The 21,533-nt window shown below is 37.0% G+C and carries 17 protein-coding genes; 4 read left to right on the top strand and 13 right to left on the bottom strand.

What is annotated here, in order from left to right; all coding sequences use genetic code 11:
- Both QWY99_RS16085 and QWY99_RS16080 read left to right on the top strand, forming a co-directional pair.
- Entirely contained in the window at positions 1-2,085 is a 2,085-nt protein-coding gene (locus tag QWY99_RS16085) for a type IA DNA topoisomerase (protein WP_058699785.1), read from the top strand.
- Complete coding sequence (locus tag QWY99_RS16080; protein ID WP_058699784.1) at positions 2,082-2,957, top strand: ORF6N domain-containing protein; 876 nt, start codon at positions 2,082-2,084, stop codon at positions 2,955-2,957. The genes QWY99_RS16085 and QWY99_RS16080 overlap by 4 nt, the downstream gene beginning before the upstream one ends.
- Positions 2,958-3,032: 75 nt before the next feature.
- Here QWY99_RS16080 and QWY99_RS16075 read toward each other — a convergent pair whose 3' ends face one another.
- The 4 genes from QWY99_RS16075 to QWY99_RS16060 all read right to left on the bottom strand — a co-directional run bounded on the left by QWY99_RS16075 (position 3,033) and on the right by QWY99_RS16060 (position 6,496).
- Positions 3,033-4,265 carry an IS256 family transposase gene (locus tag QWY99_RS16075; RefSeq protein ID WP_059344605.1) on the bottom strand — a complete coding sequence of 411 codons (1,233 nt, stop codon included), beginning with the start codon at positions 4,263-4,265 and terminating at the stop codon, positions 3,033-3,035.
- Positions 4,266-4,344: 79 nt separating this feature from the next.
- The gene (locus tag QWY99_RS16070; RefSeq protein ID WP_058699783.1) at positions 4,345-4,521 is read right to left on the bottom strand and encodes a BF3379 family histone-like protein; all 177 of its coding nucleotides are present in this window, start codon (positions 4,519-4,521) and stop codon (positions 4,345-4,347) included.
- A gap of 81 nt (positions 4,522-4,602) precedes the next feature.
- Positions 4,603-5,853, bottom strand: coding sequence for a beta-ketoacyl-ACP synthase II (fabF, locus tag QWY99_RS16065; RefSeq protein WP_058699782.1), 1,251 nt, complete (start codon positions 5,851-5,853; stop codon positions 4,603-4,605).
- A 55-nt stretch (positions 5,854-5,908) separates the two neighbouring features.
- Positions 5,909-6,496 (bottom strand): TetR/AcrR family transcriptional regulator, encoded by a 588-nt coding sequence (locus QWY99_RS16060; RefSeq protein ID WP_058699781.1) that lies wholly within the window; start codon positions 6,494-6,496, stop codon positions 5,909-5,911.
- Positions 6,497-6,717: 221 nt separating this feature from the next.
- Here QWY99_RS16060 and QWY99_RS16055 point away from each other — a divergent pair, with 221 nt between their 5' ends.
- Together QWY99_RS16055 and QWY99_RS16050 are read left to right on the top strand one after the other, a co-directional pair.
- Positions 6,718-7,155 (top strand): DUF1896 domain-containing protein, encoded by a 438-nt coding sequence (locus tag QWY99_RS16055; RefSeq protein WP_058699780.1) that lies wholly within the window; start codon positions 6,718-6,720, stop codon positions 7,153-7,155.
- Complete coding sequence (locus QWY99_RS16050) at positions 7,142-12,526, top strand: helicase-like domain-containing protein (protein ID WP_058699779.1); 5,385 nt, start codon at positions 7,142-7,144, stop codon at positions 12,524-12,526. The genes QWY99_RS16055 and QWY99_RS16050 overlap by 14 nt, the downstream gene beginning before the upstream one ends.
- Before the next feature lie 19 nt (positions 12,527-12,545).
- Here QWY99_RS16050 and QWY99_RS16045 read toward each other — a convergent pair whose 3' ends face one another.
- From QWY99_RS16045 to QWY99_RS16005, 9 genes are all read right to left on the bottom strand, one after another.
- The gene (locus QWY99_RS16045; protein ID WP_058699778.1) at positions 12,546-13,373 is read right to left on the bottom strand and encodes an RteC domain-containing protein; all 828 of its coding nucleotides are present in this window, start codon (positions 13,371-13,373) and stop codon (positions 12,546-12,548) included.
- Positions 13,374-13,455: 82 nt separating this feature from the next.
- Positions 13,456-14,241, bottom strand: coding sequence for a patatin-like phospholipase family protein (locus tag QWY99_RS16040; RefSeq protein WP_058699777.1), 786 nt, complete (start codon positions 14,239-14,241; stop codon positions 13,456-13,458).
- Between the two features lie 93 nt (positions 14,242-14,334).
- On the bottom strand, positions 14,335-14,586 hold the full coding sequence (locus QWY99_RS16035) for a hypothetical protein (RefSeq protein ID WP_058699776.1): 252 nt from the start codon (positions 14,584-14,586) through the stop codon (positions 14,335-14,337).
- Positions 14,587-14,629: 43 nt separating this feature from the next.
- The gene (locus tag QWY99_RS16030; protein ID WP_131828806.1) at positions 14,630-15,235 is read right to left on the bottom strand and encodes a hypothetical protein; all 606 of its coding nucleotides are present in this window, start codon (positions 15,233-15,235) and stop codon (positions 14,630-14,632) included.
- 104 nt (positions 15,236-15,339) lie between these two features.
- A complete protein-coding gene (locus QWY99_RS16025) occupies positions 15,340-15,729 on the bottom strand; it encodes a DUF2147 domain-containing protein (RefSeq protein WP_058699774.1) in 390 nt (129 codons plus the stop codon).
- A 48-nt stretch (positions 15,730-15,777) separates the two neighbouring features.
- The gene (locus QWY99_RS16020) at positions 15,778-16,023 is read right to left on the bottom strand and encodes a transporter suffix domain-containing protein (RefSeq protein ID WP_058699773.1); all 246 of its coding nucleotides are present in this window, start codon (positions 16,021-16,023) and stop codon (positions 15,778-15,780) included.
- 11 nt (positions 16,024-16,034) lie between these two features.
- Positions 16,035-17,345 (bottom strand): TolC family protein, encoded by a 1,311-nt coding sequence (locus QWY99_RS16015; RefSeq protein ID WP_058699772.1) that lies wholly within the window; start codon positions 17,343-17,345, stop codon positions 16,035-16,037.
- A complete protein-coding gene (locus tag QWY99_RS16010; RefSeq protein WP_058699771.1) occupies positions 17,345-20,425 on the bottom strand; it encodes an efflux RND transporter permease subunit in 3,081 nt (1,026 codons plus the stop codon). Before QWY99_RS16010 ends, QWY99_RS16015 begins: the two co-directional genes overlap by 1 nt.
- A gap of 18 nt (positions 20,426-20,443) precedes the next feature.
- Positions 20,444-21,469 (bottom strand): efflux RND transporter periplasmic adaptor subunit, encoded by a 1,026-nt coding sequence (locus QWY99_RS16005; RefSeq protein ID WP_058699770.1) that lies wholly within the window; start codon positions 21,467-21,469, stop codon positions 20,444-20,446.
- Positions 21,470-21,533 lie beyond the last annotated feature (64 nt).

Raw genomic sequence — 21,533 nt, 5'->3', positions numbered from 1 at the left:
ATGAAAGTAGTAATAGCAGAAAAGCCAAGTGTTGCAAGAGAGATTGCCACAATATTGGGTGCAACAGAAAAGAAAGAAGGATTCTTGACAGGTAATGGGTTTTACGTTACCTGGGCATTTGGGCATTTGGTTGCTTTGGGAATGCCTGAAGATTATGGTATCTCAGGTTTTCAAAGAGAATCCTTACCAATGCTTCCTAATCCCTTTTTATTGACAGTAAGGAAAATCAAAAAAGGCAAATCGTACGTACCTGATAACGGAGCTTTAAAACAGTTAAAAATTATTGAGCAGGTTATCAGTAAAAGCGAAAGTATCATTGTAGCTACTGATGCCGGACGTGAAGGGGAATTGATATTTCGTTATATATACGATTACTTTAAATGCAATAAACCTTTTGAGCGTCTTTGGATAAGTTCTTTGACCGAAAAAGCCATTAAACACGGTTTAGAAAACCTAAAACCTGGTAGTGACTTTGATGGACTTTACCATGCCGGACAAGGCAGAAGTCGTGCTGACTGGTTAGTGGGCATCAATGCTTCACAAGCATTGAGTATTGCCGCTGGGCATGGTGTATATTCGCTTGGACGAGTGCAAACACCCACATTAGCCCTCATCTGTAAAAGGTATCTGGAAAATAGAAACTTCTCAATAAAAACTTATTGGCAGATAAATCTGGAACATCATAAGGAATCAATAGATTTCAAAAGTCTTTCAAAAACTAAATGGGACGATAAAAAGCTAGCTGAAGACATACTGAAATCGTTACAGCGTATTGGAATAGCTAGAGTGATTGAAGCAGAGAGTAAAAAGATAGCAGAGCAACCGCCTCTATTGTTCGATCTGACAGGATTACAAAAAGAAGCTAATAAAAAACTTGGACTCTCTGCGGATGAAACGCTTAACATTGCTCAAAGCCTTTACGAAAAGAAACTGATTACCTATCCGCGTACAGGTAGTAAATATATTCCTGAAGATCTATGGGCTGAAATCCCTGGTCTAGTAAGACTACTAGAAAACAGAGAATCGTGTAAGGAAGCCAGCAAAAAAGTGAAATGGGGACGTTTCAATAAACGTATGGTGAACGATGTCAAAGTAACGGATCATCATGGTTTACTCATTACTGAAAAAATACCCGCTGAATTACCTGCCAAAGAAAATGCAATTTATGATATGATAGCTTTCAGATTATTGGAAGCCATCTCACATCCATGCTCCAAAGAAATAACAGATATTACCTTACAAGTAATACATTATGATTTTATTTTGAAAGGTTGTAAAATTCTTGAACCGGGTTGGCGTGCTATTCGTGGAAATTTTAGTGAGGATGACAGTGAGCCTATACAAGATATCCCCGAACTGAAAGTTGGTGAAGAAGTTAATATCAAAAGTATGCAGGTAATAGAAAAGAAAACTAAACCTCCTGTATTGTACACCGAAGCCGGATTGTTATCAGCAATGGAAAGTGCTGGGAGGGAAATTGAGAGTGAAGAGGAACGTAAAATTTTACAGGGGATTGGTATTGGCACCCCAGCTACAAGAGCAGCTATAATAGAAACTCTTTTTAAGCGTGACTATATTCGTCGCGAAAAGAAATCACTCATCCCAACAGAAAAAGGTTTGCAGGTTTATGATTTAGTTAAAGACAAAAAGATTGCTGATGTTGCTATGACCGCAGAATGGGAGTTAACATTACAGCAAATTGAAAATGATCAAGAAGATGCCACCATATTTCTTAAAGAAATGGAGTTATATGCAGATTTTATTACAAAGGAACTATTAGAATCTACTATTGTAAAACAGAAACAACCTGAACTGGAATGTCCAAAATGTAAACAACAGCAACTCCTCATTTGGAATAAGGTGATAAAATGTCCCGATGAAGTTTGTAATTGGATACAGTTTCGTAATGTTTGCGGAGTATTATTGAGTACCAATGATATTGAAAGTCTTTTAAAAACACGAAGAACAAAACTCATAAAAGGAATGCAAAGTAAATCAGGCAAAAAATTCGATGCATACATTGTGTTGGATACAACCGGAAAAAGCTCTTTCGAATTTCCACCCAATAAACAAAAAAAGAAATGAGTAATATAATCCTGTCCAAAAAAGAAATAGAAAAACTGATTTTCACCATTCGAGATAAACACGTAATGCTGGATAGCGATCTGGCTTCCTTATATCAGGTAGAAACTAAGAACCTAAATAAAGCCGTGAAAAGGAACATCGAAAGATTTCCACAATCGTTTTGTTTTCAGTTAACCGAAGAGGAAGCTGAAAACTTGAGGTTCCAGATTGGAACCTCAAGTTTAAACTATGGTGGAAGACGTTATTTACCCTATGCTTTTACCGAGCAAGGTGTGGCAATGGCTTCCGCCATTCTTCGTTCGTCTACAGCGATTAAGGTCAGTGTTGAGATTATGGAAGCCTTTGTAGAAATGCGTAGAATACTCATCAGTAATGCTTCTTTGTTTCATCGTTTGGATAAAATGGAACTGAAACAGTTGGAAACCGATCAAAAATTTGAAGAGATATTCAAAGCTCTGGAAAGTGACAAGCTACACATTGAAAAAGGGATTTTCTATAGTGGACAGGTTTTCGATGCCTACGCCTTTGTATCAGATATTATTCGAAGTGCTAAAGAGTCCATTATCTTGCTTGACAATTATGTGGATGATACTGTACTTACGCTACTAGGTAAACGAGAACAATCTGTAACCGCAACAATCTATACCAAAAGCATCAGCAATCAGCTTCGGTTGGATTTACAAAGGTACAACAGTCAATATCCCCGTATTGAAGTTGAAGTTTTTGCCGATAGCCACGACCGCTTATTAATTATTGACAGTACGGAACTTTACCACATTGGGGCTTCGCTTAAAGACCTGGGCAAAAAATGGTTCGCATTTTCACGAATGAATATAGAAGTGAGCAAAATTCTTCAGGTACTTAACAAATAACAAACCCTCCGAATATGGAGGGTTTTGTCATTATTATGGGGAGTGTAACTCAAACTGTGTCATTGGATTTAAATCTTAAAAACCTCTTTCTAATTTGAGTCTATCCCCAAATCTAATATAAAGTTGGGATATGGTCAAGCCCCAGTTATGCATTGGCATCGTCCATTTTTTTGCAATATCTTTAATAATTAAATACATCAATTTCATGAGCGCCTGTTCAGAGCTGAAAGCTCCTTTAGATTTAATAATTTTTCGTATCTGACGGTGCATTCCCTCGATTGGATTTGTGGTGTATATAATCTTGCGAACCTGATCCTCGTATTCAAAGAAAGTAGAAAGATTGGTCCAGTTATCCATCCAGGATTTGGCAGCAAGTGGGTATTTCTTGCCCCATTTTTCTTCAAAAGACAGTAGGTTTTCATATCCCATTTCTTCGTTCACAGCCTTATAGACCGGTTTTAGATCCTCCATGACAAGCTTCTTGTCTTTTTCGGTTACGTAACGCATACTTGTTCTGATCTGGTGAACAATACACAACTGGATCTTTGTTTTTGGAAAAATAGCTTCTATGGCCTCAGGGAACCCTTTTAGACCATCAATACAAGCAATAAGGATGTCTTCAACGCCACGTTGCTTTAAATCTGTAAGAACTGAAAGCCAGAACTTAGCTCCCTCATTTTCTGAGCTATAAAGACCAATCAGATCTTTTCTACCATCCATACCAACTCCCAGGATATTATAGATAGCCCTCGATTCAACAGTTCCATTCTGGCGAACCTTGATGTGCATACAGTCTAGGAATACAAAGGGATAAACAGCTTCAAGAGGCCTGCTACGCCACTCATTTACCGCTGGAAGCACGCTTTCTGTAATACGCGATATTTCTGTGGCAGAGATCTCCATTGCATACATTTCGCGTATAAACTCGCTTATCGCCCGTGTGCTCATTCCTTTGGCATACATGCTCAACACATGTCCCTCAAGCTGTTCAGTGATGATTAATTGTCTCTTAGGTACTACTTTAGGCTCGAACGTTCCCGATCTATCCCGACCTGTCTCCAGCTCAAAAGTTCCGGTATTGAGACCTCGGACTGTCTTTTTTGTCTTGCCATTTCGACGATTGCTATTGCCCGAAGCTTTCTCTTCGTTCAAGTGGTTTTCCAGTTCTCCATCCATCATCGATTCCAACAGATGCTTCATTAACGGCGCTAGGACGCCATCATTGGGAGATAAACTTTTACCTTCGTAAAGACCTTGCATAGCTTCTGCCTTGAAGCGTTCAAAGTCGAATGGGTCTTTTTCTTTCATGACCGTGTCGTTTGAATAATTGAATATAAATAATCTTATTGAATTATTCCTCTGACACAGTTTACGTTACAGTCTCTTATTATGCCTTAGAAGCATCTAAAGATGCTTTTCTAAATTCTTTTAGCAGTTTTTCAAGTTCTAAAGAGGTTTTACGAGCTCTTGTTCCTGCTGCTTTGTTTCCTTTGTCTGCCTGTAATTCAGCATCTACTTTTAACGCTTCAAATGAAGCATTGATTTTTTCGATTAGTTCTTTCATTATGATAATGGATTAAATTGTGATGCAAAAATAAAAAAATATGCTTAAAGCATTTTCATAGAGATTTCCCTACTTTGTAATTTAGTAAATGTATTTTTTTAAGATTAAAGCTCCACAATGTCCCCCAAACCCAAAGCTGTTGCTCAAGGCATAATTCACCGTTTTTGAAAACGCCTTACTACCTAAGGACAGATTTAATTCTTTTGGTATATTTTCATCAATTTCGGTCGTATTTATAGTTGGTGGAATTAAATCGGTTTTTACGCTTAAACAAGTTGAAATGGCTTCAATAGCACCTGTACCTCCCAATAAATGCCCAGTCATAGATTTTGAAGCACTTACCTGAATTTTATCAAGGTTTGATGAAAATAATTTCTCAATCGCTTTAATTTCTGATAAATCACCAAGTCCAGTCGATGTCGCATGTGCATTAACATAATCAATATTATTTGGATTTAAGTTGGCTTCTTTTATACCTTCCCTCATGGCCAAAAATGCCCCAGTTCCTTCGGGATGCGTTCCCGTAATGTGATAGGCATCTGAACTTTCTCCACCACCTACAATTTCCGCGTAAATTTTAGCTCCTCTTTTTATTGCCGAGCCTAAGCTTTCGACAATCAAAGCCCCGGCTCCTTCACCGACCACAAATCCATCACGGCTTGTATCAAAAGGCCTTGAAGCAGTACCGAAATTTTCATTATTGGTCGACATGGCCTTCATCGCGTTGAACCCGCCAATGGAAGATGCTGTTATGGGAGCTTCAGAACCGCCCGTAATAACGATATCCGCTTTGCCTAAACGGATGTAATTAAATGCCTGAATAATGCTTTGTGTAGAAGAAGCACAAGCGGTAACAGGGCAATAATTAACTCCCCTTAATCCGTAATTGATAGAAATTATACCAGACAAGCCATTAGAAATGATCTTGGTAATAAAAAATGGATTAAACTTTGGTTGAAAATTACCTTTTGCATAATCGATGACTTCATGCTCGAACGTTTCAAAGCCACCAATTCCACTGGAAAAAATGACACCTATCCGGTTTACATTCAATTTCGAAAAATCTAATTCTGCATCTTTTACAGCTTCATCTACGCAAATAAGTCCGTACTGCGTAAATCTGTCCATTTTTCTTGCTTCTTTCCGATCGAAGTAATCTAAAGCCTCATAATTCTTGATTTCACATGCAAATTTTGTCTTGAAATTTGTTGTGTCAAAACGCGTTATTTTGTCGGCACCAGAGTCTCCGTTAAGCAAGTTGTTCCAATATTCCATTGTGTTTTTTCCAATAGGAGTAATTGCTCCTAATCCTGTGATAACTACTCTTTCCATTTTTTTAATATTTACGCATATACCTACCGGTATATGCTTGTTCAAATTTTTTTATTTAAATTTTCAGACTATTAATTTCAGACTGTAAAAAATCGATGCTTTCCATCAATATTTCTGGTTTTTCAAGTGTTTTTGCTAGCAAAATACTTCCTTCAATCAGAGCAATTAACCGATATGCAAAAACACTCGCATCCAAATTTTTTATTTCATTTTTATTGGCACCATCTTCCAGTATGGAGACAATGGTCTTGTGCCAACTTTGGATTGATTTAGTGACCTCCATTTTTAGCAAATCATTTCCATCATCTGCGTCAACGGATGTATTCAAGATGGCACAACCTCCGTTTTGGAATATTGGCTTAAATTCCGTTTTGTAATGACCTAAGAATGCAATCATTTTTTCGGCTGAATGCTCTATTTGATTTATTTTGCCGAGTATTTTTTCAGATTGGAATTTGTAATTGTATCTAAAAGCTTCTACAGCAACCTCATTTTTGTCTTTGAAGTTTCCATAAATACTACCTTTTGTCAAGCCTGTTGCATCAGTCAAATCGGATAAATACGTCCCTGTATATCCCTTTTTGTTGAAAATTGAAGCTGTTTTTTCAATAATGTATTGTCGTGTTTTTTCTGATCTTACCATATTGCAAATATACCGTACGGTATTTGATTGTGCAAATTCATTATAATTTTTTTAATAGACTATTTGTCTCTTAAAATCTGGAACCTCTCAGATGATTGAAATTCTCGTTGCATATTACGCCAAATCCTACCTCTCAAAGCCAAATCCTACCACTTCTATAAAAACTTTGCCTTACTGCTCTAATTTTAGGATTTACGCAAAAATTCTAAATAAAATTTACCATGAGTACACTGCAAAAAGACTTGTCGTATTTCAGACTACGACTGCAAGAACACCTTAACAGCAGCTTCCCCGAAAAAGCAAGCGACCAGAAATTTATTGACCAACGATCTTCATGGGCAGCAAATGCTTATGAAGGAGCATTTCTTTCGGGCAACGCTATAGAGCAATGTAGTGAAATTGCCAATTACATATTATTTGAAGGCTTACATTTCTCCCGTTTCGACACCATTTTTCAAGTGGTTTGCAATGAGTTTGATGCTTTAATGGCAGATGAAGAATTGAAACCATTTGCCCTAAAAATGTTTCCCGTCTGTGAATCTGTTTTCTTGAAATATGAATTAACCGATGATTTCGCATACTGTCATGAGTTTGATGAGCTCTACACAGAAATAACCGGTACCATTTCAATCTGGATAGAGGAAAATGGGCTTCAGTAAACGTCTTCATCTCCAACAGAATATTGAAGCCTTACGTACTGCTTTTAAATTGGAGAAGGAACAGCGGCAAGCTACCGCAGGCGAAAGACTGCTAATGATGCATTATAGCGGATTTGGTGGTCTAAAGTTCGTATTGAACCCTATCTCCAGTGAAGTAGATATCAATCATTGGCGAAAAAACGAACATGATCTTTTTCCAATTACACAGGAATTACACCAACTATTAATGGAGAATTCCGTTGATGATAAACAGTACAGAAAATATGTGGACAGTATGAAAAGCTCTGTCCTAACAGCATTTTACACACCACCACAGGTTATAGATGCTATCTCATTTGCTCTGAAAGATAGTGGACTTAAAATACAGAATTTTCTGGAACCATCAGCAGGTATTGGTGCATTCATACAATCTTTTGCAGATAACGAAGAGACTAGGGTTACTGCCTATGAAAAAGATGTATTAACCGGGAAGATACTAAAACACCTCTATCCAGAAAGTAATATCCGTGTAAGTGGCTTTGAGGAAATTTCCGAAAAAGAACAGAACAGCTATGATGTAATCGCAAGTAATATTCCGTTTGGAGATACTGCTGTATTTGATTTATCCTATTCCCGAAGTAAAGATTATGCAAAAGTACAAGCAGCCAGAAGTATTCATAACTATTTCTTTTTGAAAGGGAATGATATGCTTCGGGAAGGAGGTTTACAGTTTTTCATTACCTCGCAAGGAGTATTAAATAGTCCTAAGAATGAGCCGATACGTAGAGCATTAATGGAAAACAACAATTTGGTGTCAGCTATCCGATTGCCAAATAACTTATTTACAGAGTATGCAGGCACAGAAGTAGGCTCTGATTTGATAATCCTACAAAAGAATACAATTAAGCAAAGCTTATCTGAAGCAGAAGAACTGTTTTGCCAAAGTCAACAGACTGTATACAATACACCAGGGAATGCATTATTTTATAATAACAGCAGGATTGTACATACTGAAAGTAAATTAGATACTGACCCTTACGGACAGCCCGCTTTGATCTATAAACACAATGATGGTGTAAATGGAATTGCTAAAGACCTAACACAAATGCTTTCTAAAGACTTTGGTAGGAATTTAAACTTAGCTTTATACAAAGGTGAACGAAATGAGGAGCCGGCAATAGAAATTCCCGTTACACCAATTTTTACACCTCCTATAATTGAATCAGCAATTACCCAACAGGAACAACAAAGAATTTCACCGCCACAAGAACTAAAACAGCTGAGTATTTTTGACTTATTTGGCAATGATGATGAGTCTATAACAGTAATTGCACCACCAAAGAAAACAGCCCAAAGTCAAAAGAAAAAGTTTAACAGAAACCGTACTCCGATTGGAAAGCAAACCAATCTTTTCAGTGGTGGTATGCAACAACCCTATGTACAGCCTGTTAACAATGAATCTATAAGTAAACCTAAAAACAATGAGCCAAGAGAGCTAATCGGAGATTTATTTTCGCAGGTAAACGAAAAAGATACTGTTGATAAGCTAGTTCTAAAAAACACACTTCCAGAGCCTGCTTTGTATAGTCAGGAAATACAAGCATTTCACCGTAATGACTGCCTTGTGGTAAACAATGGCTGGGTTGGTCATTTACAAAATGTTGACAAAGTTGACAAAACAGGTATATTCCATCCTTTGCAATTGACTTCTTCACAGAAAGCAAGAGCTGAAGCCTATATTGCTATAAGGGATACCTACATAGATCTTTATCAAAAGGAAGCAGAGAAACAAACCGAACATAACTCAGAAAGAGAAACCCTTAACTATTTGTATGATGCTTTTGTAAGAAAGTATGGTAACCTGAATAGTGCTGATAATATTAAGCTTATTAAAACGGATAGTGCGGGGAAAGAAGTACCGTATCTGGAACGTACAATTGGTGGAGTGATACATAAAGCCGATGTATTTAGTCATCCTGTTAGTTTTTCCATCTCTACACTGGCAACGGACAATCCAGAAGAAGCATTAGCAGCTTCATTAAACAAATACGGAACTGTAGATCTGGAATACATGTCTGAAATCAGCAGTATGTCTGCCGATGCTCTTAAAGAAGCCTTGAATGACCGTATTTATTACAATCCGTTAGCTAATGAATACGAAATAGCGGAACGTTGGATTGCAGGAAATGTGGTTGAAAAGGCACACGAACTTAGAAGCCATGTTGAAAATAATCCTGAGGATAAAGAAGCTGCACGAAGCTTAACTATATTGGAAGAATCCCGACCAAGAAGAATAGAGTTTGAAGAACTTGATTTTAATTTAGGTGAGCGATGGATACCGTCCGGAATCTACGCACGCTTTGCCTCACATCTTTTCGACACAGAAGTAAGAATACACTATTCAGATAGTTCAGATGATTTTTCCGTAACCTCTAAACAGGGCAATCAACATATTTGGGAAAAATATGCCGTAAAATCGGAAAGCAGAACATTTGATGGAATTGCGTTACTGAAACACGCTTTAGTAAACACGACACCCGATATTACTAAAAAAGTTACGATTGGAGATCAAGAGGTTAAAGTAAGGGATATGGAAGCCATACAAATGGCAAACAGTAAAATTGATGAAATAAGAACAGCCTTTACTGAATGGCTCCATGCTCAAAACGATGAGTTCAAAACACGACTTACAGATCAATATAATGATAAGTTCAATTGTTTTGTCCGCCCCAATTATGATGGAAGCCATCAGGATTTTCCTGGTCTGGATCGCAAGGCTTTGGGCATAAATGATCTTTATGGAAGTCAAAAGGATACCGTTTGGATGATTAAGCTGAATAACGGAGCCATCTGCGACCATGAAGTCGGTGCAGGAAAAACTTTAGTAATGTGTACAGCGGCACAGGAAATGAAACGACTGGGTTTGGCTCATAAGCCAATGATCATTGGTTTGAAAAGCAATGTTCATGAGATTGCAGAAGCCTATCGTACTGCATATCCGCATGCTAAAATCCTGTTTCCAGGGAAAGATGATTTTACACCTCAAAAACGCTTGCGAATCTTTGGCGATATAAAAAACAATGATTGGGATTGCGTGATATTGACGCATGATCAGTTTGGAATGATACCGCAATCGCCCGAAGTACAAAAGGAAATTCTTGAAATTGAACTGGATAATGTAGAACGAAATCTTGATGCTATGCAATCGCAAGGTGCTGAAGTAACAAGAGGTATGCTTGCAGGAGCTATCAAAAGGAAAGAAAACCTCGAAGTAAAACTTAAAACGCTGCAACACGATATTGAGAATAGAAAAGATGATATTGTAGATTTTAAAATGATGGGTATAGATCATCTGTTTATCGACGAAAGCCACCAGTTTAAGAACTTGATGTTTAATACCCGACATAGTCGTGTAGCAGGATTGGGAAATGTAGATGGTAGTCAGAAAGCCCTGAACTTATTGTTTGCTATACGTACTATTCAGGATCGTACCAATGCCGACATGGGAGCTACCTTTCTTTCGGGAACCACCATCAGTAACTCTTTAACGGAGTTGTATCTGTTATTCAAATATCTTAGACCAAGGGCATTAGAAAAACAAGGTATAAACTGTTTTGATGCATGGGCGGCTATTTATGCAAGAAAAACTACGGATTATGAATTTTCTGTAGCCAATAATATTGTGGCAAAGGAACGATTTCGTTATTTTATTAAAGTACCGGAGCTAGCTCAGTTCTATTCTGAAATTACAGATTATCGCACAGCAAAGGATATAGGGATTGACCGACCGGAGAAAAAGGAAATACTGTACAATATTCCACCTACACCAGACCAGGCAAAATTTATACAAAACCTGATGCAGTTTGCAAAATCCGGGGATGCTACCTTGCTTGGAAGACCGCCATTATCTAAAACGGAAGAAAAAGCAAAAATGCTCATTGCAACAGACTACGCACGTAAAATGTCGCTGGATATGCGTATGGTGAGTGGTGCTTATTATGATCATCCTGATAACAAGGCTTCGCACTGTGCCGATAATATCGCCAAATATTACCAAAAGTTTAATGCACAAAAAGGAACACAATTCGTTTTTTCTGATTTGGGGACCTACAAGTCCGGAGAGTGGAACGTGTATTCTGAAATCAAGAAAAAACTGGTAGAAACACATGGTATTCCTGCTCACGAAGTCCGTTTCATACAGGAAGCTAAAACAGATAATCAACGTAAGGAGCTGATTAAGGGAATGAATGAAGGTAAAATTCGGGTACTATTTGGCTCTACAAGTATGCTTGGAACAGGAGTCAACGCACAGAAGAGAGCTGTAGCTATACATCATTTAGATACACCCTGGAGACCTAGTGATCTTGCCCAAAGAGATGGTCGGGCAATTCGTAAAGGCAATGAAATAGCCAAGCATTTTGCCGATAATAAAGTGGATGTGGTCATCTATGCCGTAGAAAAATCACTGGACAGTTATAAGTTTAATCTATTGTTCAACAAACAACTATTCATAGACCAGCTAAAATCAAATAATCTCGGTAAGAGAACTATTGATGAAGGAAGTATGGATGAAAAGTCAGGAATGAATTTTTCTGAATACGTAGCAATTCTATCAGGAAATACTGACCTTTTAGACAAGGCGAAAGTAGAAAAGCAAATTGCAGGCTTGGAAAGTGAGAAACAGGCATTTAATAGGTCAAAATATAGTGCTAAATATAAACTTGAAGATTTCACAGCAGAGCTTAACAAAGCTCAGTCGCGACATGATCGTATGAGTCTTGATTGGAGTAATCTGCAACAACGTATTCAAAAGAACCAGGATGGTACGATTGTAAACGCTATTCAGCTCACAGGTCTTCCTGCTACTGCTACCATCAAGCAAATAGGTACTAACCTTAATGAATTAACAGATAAATCCCGAACAGGTGGAGATTATGAAGAAATCGGAAGTTTATATGGTTTTCAATTATTGGTAAAAACCGAAATGTCAGAAAAAGATGGAGTCGATATTCGAGTGAACCGTTTTTTTGTACAAGGCGAAGGAAATATAAAATATACATTCAATAATGGAATAATGGCGAAAGAGCCGGAAACTGCCTCAATGAATTTTTTGCGGGCACTGGAAAAACTACCATCCTATATCGCTAAAGAGCAAGAAAATATAACTGATTTTCAAAAAGATATTCCAATACTTCAGGGAGTAGTGGATGGTATATGGACAAAAGAATGTCGACTGAGCGAGCTTAAAACCGAACTTGCCGCAATCGACCGTAAGATTCAACTATCCATTACACCCCAATCAAATAAACAGGAAGATACTCAAAATGAGGCTAAGCTACCAGAATTAACTGCTTCAATGACAAAAAATATAAGTACTAAAAATACATTTTAGCGTAAATATAAATAAACTCTCACTTATCGTCCTGTTCATCCATTTTTTTGCTTAAAACATCTCTAAGAGAGTCTAGAAACTTGGTTTTGTTGATTTTCCTATTACGTAGTTCTAAATAAGTATGATAAAAATCACCGATATCTACATTAAACATTCTTGAAAACACTCTTGAGATCTGTTTGATATCAGCATGACCATAATCCAATACCCCCTGAGCTTGCAAGGCATAAATAAGTTCAACTAATGCAGCTTTACTTCCTGTCCAGTTCAAAGAATAGTGTGGACTTTTTGCACTTGAAATGTTTGAAAGCCCAAAAATTCTGTCTTCAATATATAGTTGGATAAGATCATTTGCTAAAATTTTTGCAACTTTATAATCATGGCTAGTACAGAATCTATGATCTGTCTCAAAATAATAACTATCTAAGCTTAGTTTGATATCATATTTCCCTCGCAAAAAATATTTATCATCTAGGTAAGTACTATTTGTTCTGTAATATTTGTAAAACTCAAGATTATTATCAAAATATAGCTTCAATTTTGTAATCTCATTTTTTAGATACTTTTTCGTTACCTTATCTCCACCATAAGGGATTTTAGCCTCAATCTTATAAATACCGTTGTAATAAATCAACTTAGCAACAAACTGCGGTTTTATCTTCTTAAAAAAGCAGATTTCTTCATTAGCATCTTTAAAACCCTTTTCAATGATAAACTCCTTTACCTCGTTGAGTTTTTTTTGTGCAATTTCAATTGCGTCTTCTGCAAGCAACATTGTTTTATCACATGATAAATCATTTAGGTGGTCATTTAGCTGCTGTAATTTTTCATAACAGTATTTTTTCATCTATTAAATTGTTGCGATTTTTGAGTTATGAAACTTAATATGATATTTATCCAATAGGCAATAGTCTACTAATGTTTTATACTCAACAGTTATTATCCTGTCTTAAAGACAGCAAATCATCTTCAAATTTTTTAGCATGTTCATATCCTATTTGATATATTTCATCCATATGTTTTGTGTCGAAAGTTGAAAACTTTCGAAGTTCTCCCGGCTGTATAAAGACGTCGCAGTAATTTGCTCCTTCTTTATCTATTTTTGAAGTAATTATTCGGATAATGCGGTCCATGATTTCACCATATCCCATATGTCCCCTTGCAATCTCAATAGAATTTACATCCACTCCAACACTCTTTCCGCATGTTGCATTTATGTGTTCAACAGGAAAATTATTTAGTATACCTCCATCGCATAATATAGTATCATTATGATAATTGACGGGGACAAAGACCATAGGGAAACAACATGAAGATTTAATTGCCAAACTTAGGCAGCCCTGATTGAACACCAACGACCGAGCATTACTCAAATCAGTAACAGAAACATATAATGGGACTTTGAGCTGCTCAAAACTGTTATGAGGGATATATTTGGTAATAATCCTTTCAAATATATCTGGACTGAACATTCCTCCATTACCTCGAAATAAATCTGTGTAATTGAAAAACTTTTCTGTTTTTGCAAATTTGAAAATCTCTGCAGGACTGTAGCCTTCCGCAATAAAGGCACCAATAAGTGCACCTGCGCTTGCACCTGAAATAGCATCAAATGAGATTCCTAACTCTTCCATACATTGGAGAACACCAAGGTGAGCTATTCCTCTAAACCCACCTCCTGAAAGTGTAATCCCAATTTTATTATTTACTATCATTATTCAATTCCCCTTCCTACTTATAGATTATAATTATTCGACATTATTAGTGTCTCTAGTCCGTAATTTTTGAGACTTTATCTGACTTAGGAATTACATTATAAATACCTTATACTCCCTGCTAGGTGTCGGTGGAACTAACATTGTTTTAACCCACGAGGGATCTAGCGCTTTGCCTTCACTGTCTAGGAAAGAGTTCGTAATTATTCTTGCCAAGTCTTCAGGATTGCCACCGATTAACGGCTTACCCTCAAAATAGAGCTCGTTATGTAGCTGAAAAAAAATATCTACAACCTGCTCCACAGAACAGTTGATCTTTATTTTTTTAGAATTTACTTTATCCATAATCTTTTATTTTTTGTTACTAAGAGCTTTTACTGACGTTCCGTCATCTTTTTTGATTGCTCAAATTCGTTCGAAAACCTAAAGCGATATTGGTACCACCAAGCTTACTGTCAAAGACATGAGAACGCCGTAGAGCATTGAAATGCTGTAATTCGATATACAATGCAAATTTTTTATTAACACGATATGATGCAAAACCACCCAATCTATAAGTCTCGTAAGCTTTTGTTTCCGAGCGCGTATTGATACTGGCAACACTTCCCTGAACCTCGGTAAAAGGGCTTGTGAGCCATAATAAACCAAACCCAGTAAAACCCCCAATTTCAATTCTGTCACCAATAACTGTATTTGATCCGATATCTACGAACGCACCGATTAAAGAGCGATTCCCCTTGTTTATAACGGAAAATCCATCGACTGATCTACTATTTGTAAAACTGTAAAGTGATATCTCATATACGGCTCTGAAGAATATACTCTTGTTGTACCGATATTGGAAGCCAGTCATCGTTCTTATACCAATATTACTATGCTTCATAAAATCTGAACGCGGGATGCTGAGTCCAAATGAAGTAGTAATCTCTATTTTATCTCTATAGCTGTTACTTATGGTGTCTTGAGAAAATACGTAGTTGCTAAAAAAAAACAAAAAAGCAATTATTATACAACACCTATTATTAGATGGGATCATTTTCCCAATGATTTAAATTATTACATACAATCATTTGACATTTAAAATTTATATTACTAAGTCTATAATTTCGTCCAAATTTCACTATGCCAAATAAATCCCCATTTAAGCTTAAATGTCAAACTCTTTCCATCACCATCACTGATAATCCACATACTTTGATATTCTTTATCGTCGTTTAGGTCAATTGAAGTTCCTTTATATTCACCTTTTGATGTTTCAAGTATGTTCTTAGCCACTACTTTTCCATTATTTAACTTTTCTTTCTGTTTGGGAGCTTCTAATTGTTTGATATTAAAACCTTTTCCTACTTTGTAGACTTCGACTATCATTTTATCTTTTGAAAGCCACTTTCCTGTAAATTTATCTTCCTTATTCTGCCCATAAGCTGAGCAGATAAGAAATAGAAATGCTGTCAAAAATATTACTGTAAAATTTACGCTCTTTTGCATGTTTTCATTTTTATTGATTAGTGAACCATTTAAAATTTATTAATATACCTAGTTTTCTTTGGTGTTCTTACTGAATAAGTTCTTGAACCACTGCTTGATTTTACCCCAATATTCTTTTCCAAGAAGTGCAATAGCTGATACAAAAAATACCTCGCCGACAATAACCACCGTTGTTGTCACAATTGCCTTATTAGGGATATCAGTAAATGGTATTATGGGTGCACCAACCCAGCATATGAGCGTGATGCCAAAGAATATAAAACCAAGTGTCTTTTTAAAATTGCTTTTATCCATTGTTGTATAATTTATCTTCCGGTTTCTCTAAGATAGAGGTATCTAGCAACTAGAAATCCCGTGTATGCTTCTGTGTACTGATCTCTGCTCTGTTGTAATAGTGACTGGGCATCAATAAGATCGCTTAATATGCTTAGCCCATTCTGATATTGGTCTTTATTTATTCGCACATTTTCCTCAGCTGTCTCAATGGCCTGTTTGGCCAATAGTAACTTATTGTAATTTTCATTTAATTTGTTCCAATAACTTTGGAACATCACAAATAGCTTTTGATCAGTATCTTTTTTCTCGTATTCTGCCCTGTCTATCTGAGTTTGCTTTTTACGGAGATTGTAAGAACCGCCCCACCAGTCTGAAATGGGAAGGGTTAAAGTTGCATGAACCATAGTAGACGGATTTCTATTTTTAAAAATATCATTGTATTGGTAATATCCAGCTCCAACACCAAAGTATGGAAGCAATTTACCACGTTCTATTTTCTTTTCCAGTTGTTTAGCTTCAATGTTTTTACTTAGGAGCTTGTGCATATTCGTATTTGTTACGGCCTGGTTATGATCCACAAGGAGAGTAACGGGATTGGAAATATACTCTTGATCCTTGGTTTCTATTTCGAATTGACCACCATCTACATTCATTAACTGTGCAAGCTGAATTTTTAATAAACTGATACCGTTTTCTAGTTCTACACTAGCTGTCTTTATCTCGTTCTGTTTCAACTGTACCTGCAATAAATCGTTTCTATTTGTAACGCCTGCATCTACAGCAACTTTAACGTCGCTGAAAAGATTATCAGCTAGATTTTTCATTACATCAATAGTTTTGCGTTTCTCATATAGGGATACTAATGTCCAATAGTATTGTTCTACGTTTACTAGTAAATTCTTTTCAGCTTCCTGAGTCTGATATTTACTGACATCTTCGCCTAACTCTGCTAATTTATTTCCATAATAAATCTGTCCTCCTGTAAAAACGGGCTGTTCTAAAGATATACCTAGCATATAGCCATTTTTCCTGTCCCTTACATTGGGCATTCCCGGAAAACTTGAACCAAGCATGTTTATCATTTCTGCGGATTCTTTGCCAATCATTCCTTCTTTAAGATGATAACCTAATCCGAAGGCACTTACTTTTGGAAAATAATTGGTAAAAGCTTCCTTTTTAGTTAAAGATGCTTCCTCCATAGACAAACGATCAGCTTTTAGCGCATTGTTATTCTTTAACGTGAGTTCTTTGCACTGTTCCAGCGTATATGTAGTCTGTGCTGAAGCAGCACTTGTAGCCAAAAAAAGAAGGGCAAAAAATATATAGTGAAGAGATTTCATTATTTTACGATTTTAGTATCCTGTTTTCTGTAAACGAGCCAATAAGAAACAGGCAGGATTGTTAATATAAAGACCATGGAGAATAGTGCTCCGAAACAGATGATAGCTGCCATTGGTCCCCAGAGAGGGCTTCCAACAACCAACATCGTAATTACACCAACTGAAGCGGCTACCGAAGTCAATACAATTGGCCTCATCCTTCTTTTTCCAGCTTCCAATGCAGCTTCTTTTACTGTCATTTTCTCGTTTTTTCTAAGCTTATCAGCATAGTCAAAAAGGATAATACCATTCCTCATTACAATACCGATTAGACATACGAATCCCAGAACTGAAGTCATTCCGAATTCAAATCCGGTTACCCATATTCCAAATGCGGCACCGAAAAAACAGAGTACGGTTGATGCCAGCGTCAGGTTGGCCAGACTGATTTTCTTGTAGTGAAAAACAAGTACAAAATAGATGATGAATATGGCTATCAACAGAGCAATAAGCGTTTGCGGAACTGACTCTTCATTTGATTCTGAAACACCACCATATTTAACTTCAACATTCTTATAGTCATCTTTTTTAAGAAGGGAATCTACCAAGGTACTTACCTTAGGAAATATATCATTTGGATTTACATTTCGCTTAAGATCGGCAAGTACAGACATCGTATAAATGCCATTGCGTGTGTTTATCTGTCCATCTCTCCAAGCAGGCGAAACTTCGGCAACTTGATTCAACGGTACAGATACACCAGCCATGTTTGGCACATATATATCACCTAAACGATTAAGTTGCCTTAGGCTGTCTACTTCACCTCTCAACGTGATATTCATCTTGTAGTCATCCTCCCAAACATTTGTTATATCAAAGCCTTTATTAATCACACCAAGTTCCTGTGCCACAGAATTGTTAGAGATTCCCTGACGATTAGCAAGTTGTTGGTCTATATTTATCTGTACCGACGACGATGGATTTTCTGCATCGTTATGTACCCAAAGGAATTCATCCATTTTAGATAAATCACGGATCAGCTCTTTAGACATGGATTTCAATGTGGTTTCATCGGCACCTGTCAATCTTACTTCTATAGGATAGCGTACTACCTCATTATCTAGCTGCTTAAAGAAAACATAAGCTCTCGGGAAATGAAAGGCATATTTGTCTGCATATTCATTCAGTATTTCTTCTGTAGCTTTATTTGATTTGGTGTTAACAATAAATTGAGCGTAGTTTTTCGAAGGCATATTGGGTGAATAACCTGAATGGAAACGAGGGGAGCTTGCTCCGATAAAAGAAGTAATGGATAGTACCCTATCATCTTTTTTCAAGACTTTTTCCAGACTGTCAGCCACTTTTTCGGTTTGAACCAAAGAATTGCCCTGTGGAAGATAAATTTCTACTGCAAATAGATCACGTTCAGCAATAGGCATCATTCTCATCTTGGCATTTCCCAGCATTAACATAGCCAACACCACAGAAGTAATTAAGATAGATAGGGTTAATACCGGACGTTTAAAGAATACCGGAAGAAGCTTATCATAACCTGACTGAATTCGGTCAAGAAAACTTTTCTTGGTGTCTTCCTTATCTTTATGCAAACCTTTTTTTATCAGGATATACTGCATAAAAGGAATGATAAACAAGGCTACTGCAAGAGAAACAAAGAGTGTGATTGTAAGCGTCCACGGGTAAGAAAACATAAAGTCTTTATTCGGTCCTTTCAGTGTGATAAGAAAGGGGAAGAACGTAACGCTAATGATAAGTGTTGCAGAAACCAGAGATTTGAAATACTCTCCCGCACCTGCAATTGATGCATGCCAGCGGGACATGCCCTCATCAAGATGCTCAATGTAGCTATCTACTATAACGATACAGTCATCTACGATAAGACCGAGTACAACTATGAGTGCTGCAAACGTAACAACATTTAATTCGAAACCTGCTGCATACATAATTCCCAATGAGATAAAAATCGTAATGGGAATAGAAGTAGCTGCTACTGCTGCAACACGTACGGGCATAAAAAATACAGTAACAAGTACAACCGAGATTATGGCTATAAGCATCTCGATCAGAAACTCATCGACTGATTTTTGTACAACTTTTGATTGATCGACAATGGTACTGATTTTAACATCGGAAGGAAGTTTGGCTCCTTCCTCTAAAAGGATGGAGTTTAATTCCTTTCCGAAACGGGTAATATCATTCCCTGTCTGCATTTCGACAGACATCAACAAGCACTTTTTTCCGTTATTCTTGATAAAATTATCTGGTGTAGGATATTCTCTCACAATATTCGCTACATCCTTTAACCGAAGTATATCCGTTTGTCCATCACCCCTGATAATTTGATTGGCAATGTTCTGTTCGGTCTGATTCGCAGTATTTAGATAGATTGGGACTGACATATCTCCGTTATCTATATCACCTGCATACCCTTTCAGTCCTTGTGTATAGAGTACTTCTCCGATTTCCTGAACCTGAATGCCATTTTTTGCCATTTTTCCTTTATCTAGATAGATGGCTATCCTTTCTTTCTGCTCTCCTGATTTTGTCAACTTTGAAACTTCGGGTACCTGTCTTAGTCTCGATTCTATTTTCTCCAAATAGCCTTCAAGCTGTCGGTAAGTTTTACTTTCGGACTCGACTGAAAACAGTAAAGCTGAAGTTTCACCGAACTCTGAATCTACTACCAGCGCCAATACCTCGGGAGGCAGTTCCTGTTTAAGTTCATTTAAGCCGTGTCTTATTTTTGCCCATACCTCATCCTTGTTTTTTACATAATCATTCAAGGTAATGTAAACGTAAACAATACCGTCTTTAGACTGTGAATAGGTAGCCTTTCTTTTTACTTCTTTATATTTGAAAAGATGTTCTTCCAAAGGTTTGGTCAGTTGTTTTGCGACCTGTTCTGAATTAGCTCCGGGGTATATTCCCGCAATAATCCCCTGATTTATATTTACAGTTGGATATTCCTGTTTGGGCATATAGAGAAGCCCACCAATTCCCGCTAGTAGAAGTAACGCCGTTACTAAAAAGACAACTTTATGGTAACGCATAGCCCATGCTACTGCTTTAATATTATTTGCCATTTCTTATAGTTCAAGTTTTTAGTTAACGATAACTTTAGATCCTTCAAAGATTTTTTGAAAACCTTCGGTAACAATCCGGTCTCCTTCTCCAATACCTTCTAAGACAACCACGCCATCTGAAGTCAGTTCTCCTATTTTCACTGTTTGTTTTGACACAGTATTGTCTTTACTGACCTTCCACACATACCGTTCATTCCTTGCAGAAATTTGAATTACAGAAATTGGAAGTGAATAGCCTGTCAAGTTATCCGATTTAAATGTAATGTTACAGTCCATCCCCGGAAGCAGTTCGTCGCTGCCATTTAGAATATCTACCTTAACCGTATATGCTCTGGAATATGGATTGGCCACAACTCCCTTCTCGATAATTTTTCCGGTATAAGTCTTATCCAGTGTCTTTAAGTAGATATTTGCATCATCACCGATTTTCAACTCTTTTATATCATTCTCGGGAACAGAAACTTTAACCCGTATTTTTTCTACTTTAAGTACTGTAAAAACCGGCATACCAGCAGCTACATTTGCACCCAGATCAATACCCTTGGTCCCGATTACTCCACTGTAAGGGGCATAGAGGTTACAGTCTTCTACATCCTTTAGAGCAAGAGACTCTGCAGCTTCTGCCTGTTCAAGAATAGATTGAGCTTCAATAATCTTGATCTCAGGTAAACTCTTGTTATCATAAATAATCTTAAGTCTCTGATAGGCATCCTTAGCTTGCTTTTTCTGGGACTTTGCTACCTCATAAGCCTTTTGGTAACGGCCTTTATCCAAAGTTGCTAAGAGTTGACCTGCATTGACCTTACTTCCTTCGGAAACAAGTATCTGCTTTACATTTCCAGCAACCTGAAAACTTAGCTGGGTCTGCGCAGACTCTTCGACGGAACCGATATACTTTCTCTGTCCGTCAATATCATTCAGTGCAATCAATACTGCCTTTACTGGAATCTGCTGTTCATTTTGGATTTCCTTTTCTTTGTTCTTACAGCTTGTAATGAGAAAAAGGATAAAAGAGGCGATTGCTAAATAGTTTCTAATTTTCATACCGATTAATTCAATATTTTAACATTGCAAAGTTCCGTTCTACAGCATATATTAAAAAGGTCAC

Origin of the sequence: Flavobacterium branchiarum, from assembly GCF_030409845.1 — a bacterium.
Lineage (GTDB): Bacteria > Bacteroidota > Bacteroidia > Flavobacteriales > Flavobacteriaceae > Flavobacterium > Flavobacterium branchiarum.
This window is presented reverse-complemented; position numbering and strand designations above follow the sequence as displayed.

Excerpts from the sequence above, each read along its gene's own strand:
- fabF (WP_058699782.1), bottom strand. The coding sequence starts at position 5,853 with ATGGAAAGAGTAGTTATCACAGGATTAGGAGCAATTACTCCTATTGGA.
- QWY99_RS16045 (WP_058699778.1), bottom strand. The coding sequence starts at position 13,373 with ATGAAAAAATACTGTTATGAAAAATTACAGCAGCTAAATGACCACCTA.
- QWY99_RS16080 (WP_058699784.1), top strand. The coding sequence starts at position 2,082 with ATGAGTAATATAATCCTGTCCAAAAAAGAAATAGAAAAACTGATTTTC.
- QWY99_RS16035 (WP_058699776.1), bottom strand. The coding sequence starts at position 14,586 with ATGGATAAAGTAAATTCTAAAAAAATAAAGATCAACTGTTCTGTGGAG.
- QWY99_RS16015 (WP_058699772.1), bottom strand. The coding sequence starts at position 17,345 with ATGAAATCTCTTCACTATATATTTTTTGCCCTTCTTTTTTTGGCTACA.
- QWY99_RS16050 (WP_058699779.1), top strand. The coding sequence starts at position 7,142 with ATGGGCTTCAGTAAACGTCTTCATCTCCAACAGAATATTGAAGCCTTA.
- QWY99_RS16005 (WP_058699770.1), bottom strand. The coding sequence starts at position 21,469 with ATGAAAATTAGAAACTATTTAGCAATCGCCTCTTTTATCCTTTTTCTC.
- QWY99_RS16025 (WP_058699774.1), bottom strand. The coding sequence starts at position 15,729 with ATGCAAAAGAGCGTAAATTTTACAGTAATATTTTTGACAGCATTTCTA.
- QWY99_RS16070 (WP_058699783.1), bottom strand. The coding sequence starts at position 4,521 with ATGAAAGAACTAATCGAAAAAATCAATGCTTCATTTGAAGCGTTAAAA.
- QWY99_RS16040 (WP_058699777.1), bottom strand. The coding sequence starts at position 14,241 with ATGATAGTAAATAATAAAATTGGGATTACACTTTCAGGAGGTGGGTTT.
- QWY99_RS16075 (WP_059344605.1), bottom strand. The coding sequence starts at position 4,265 with ATGAAAGAAAAAGACCCATTCGACTTTGAACGCTTCAAGGCAGAAGCT.
- QWY99_RS16085 (WP_058699785.1), top strand. The coding sequence starts at position 1 with ATGAAAGTAGTAATAGCAGAAAAGCCAAGTGTTGCAAGAGAGATTGCC.
- QWY99_RS16055 (WP_058699780.1), top strand. The coding sequence starts at position 6,718 with ATGAGTACACTGCAAAAAGACTTGTCGTATTTCAGACTACGACTGCAA.
- QWY99_RS16020 (WP_058699773.1), bottom strand. The coding sequence starts at position 16,023 with ATGGATAAAAGCAATTTTAAAAAGACACTTGGTTTTATATTCTTTGGC.
- QWY99_RS16060 (WP_058699781.1), bottom strand. The coding sequence starts at position 6,496 with ATGGTAAGATCAGAAAAAACACGACAATACATTATTGAAAAAACAGCT.
- QWY99_RS16010 (WP_058699771.1), bottom strand. The coding sequence starts at position 20,425 with ATGGCAAATAATATTAAAGCAGTAGCATGGGCTATGCGTTACCATAAA.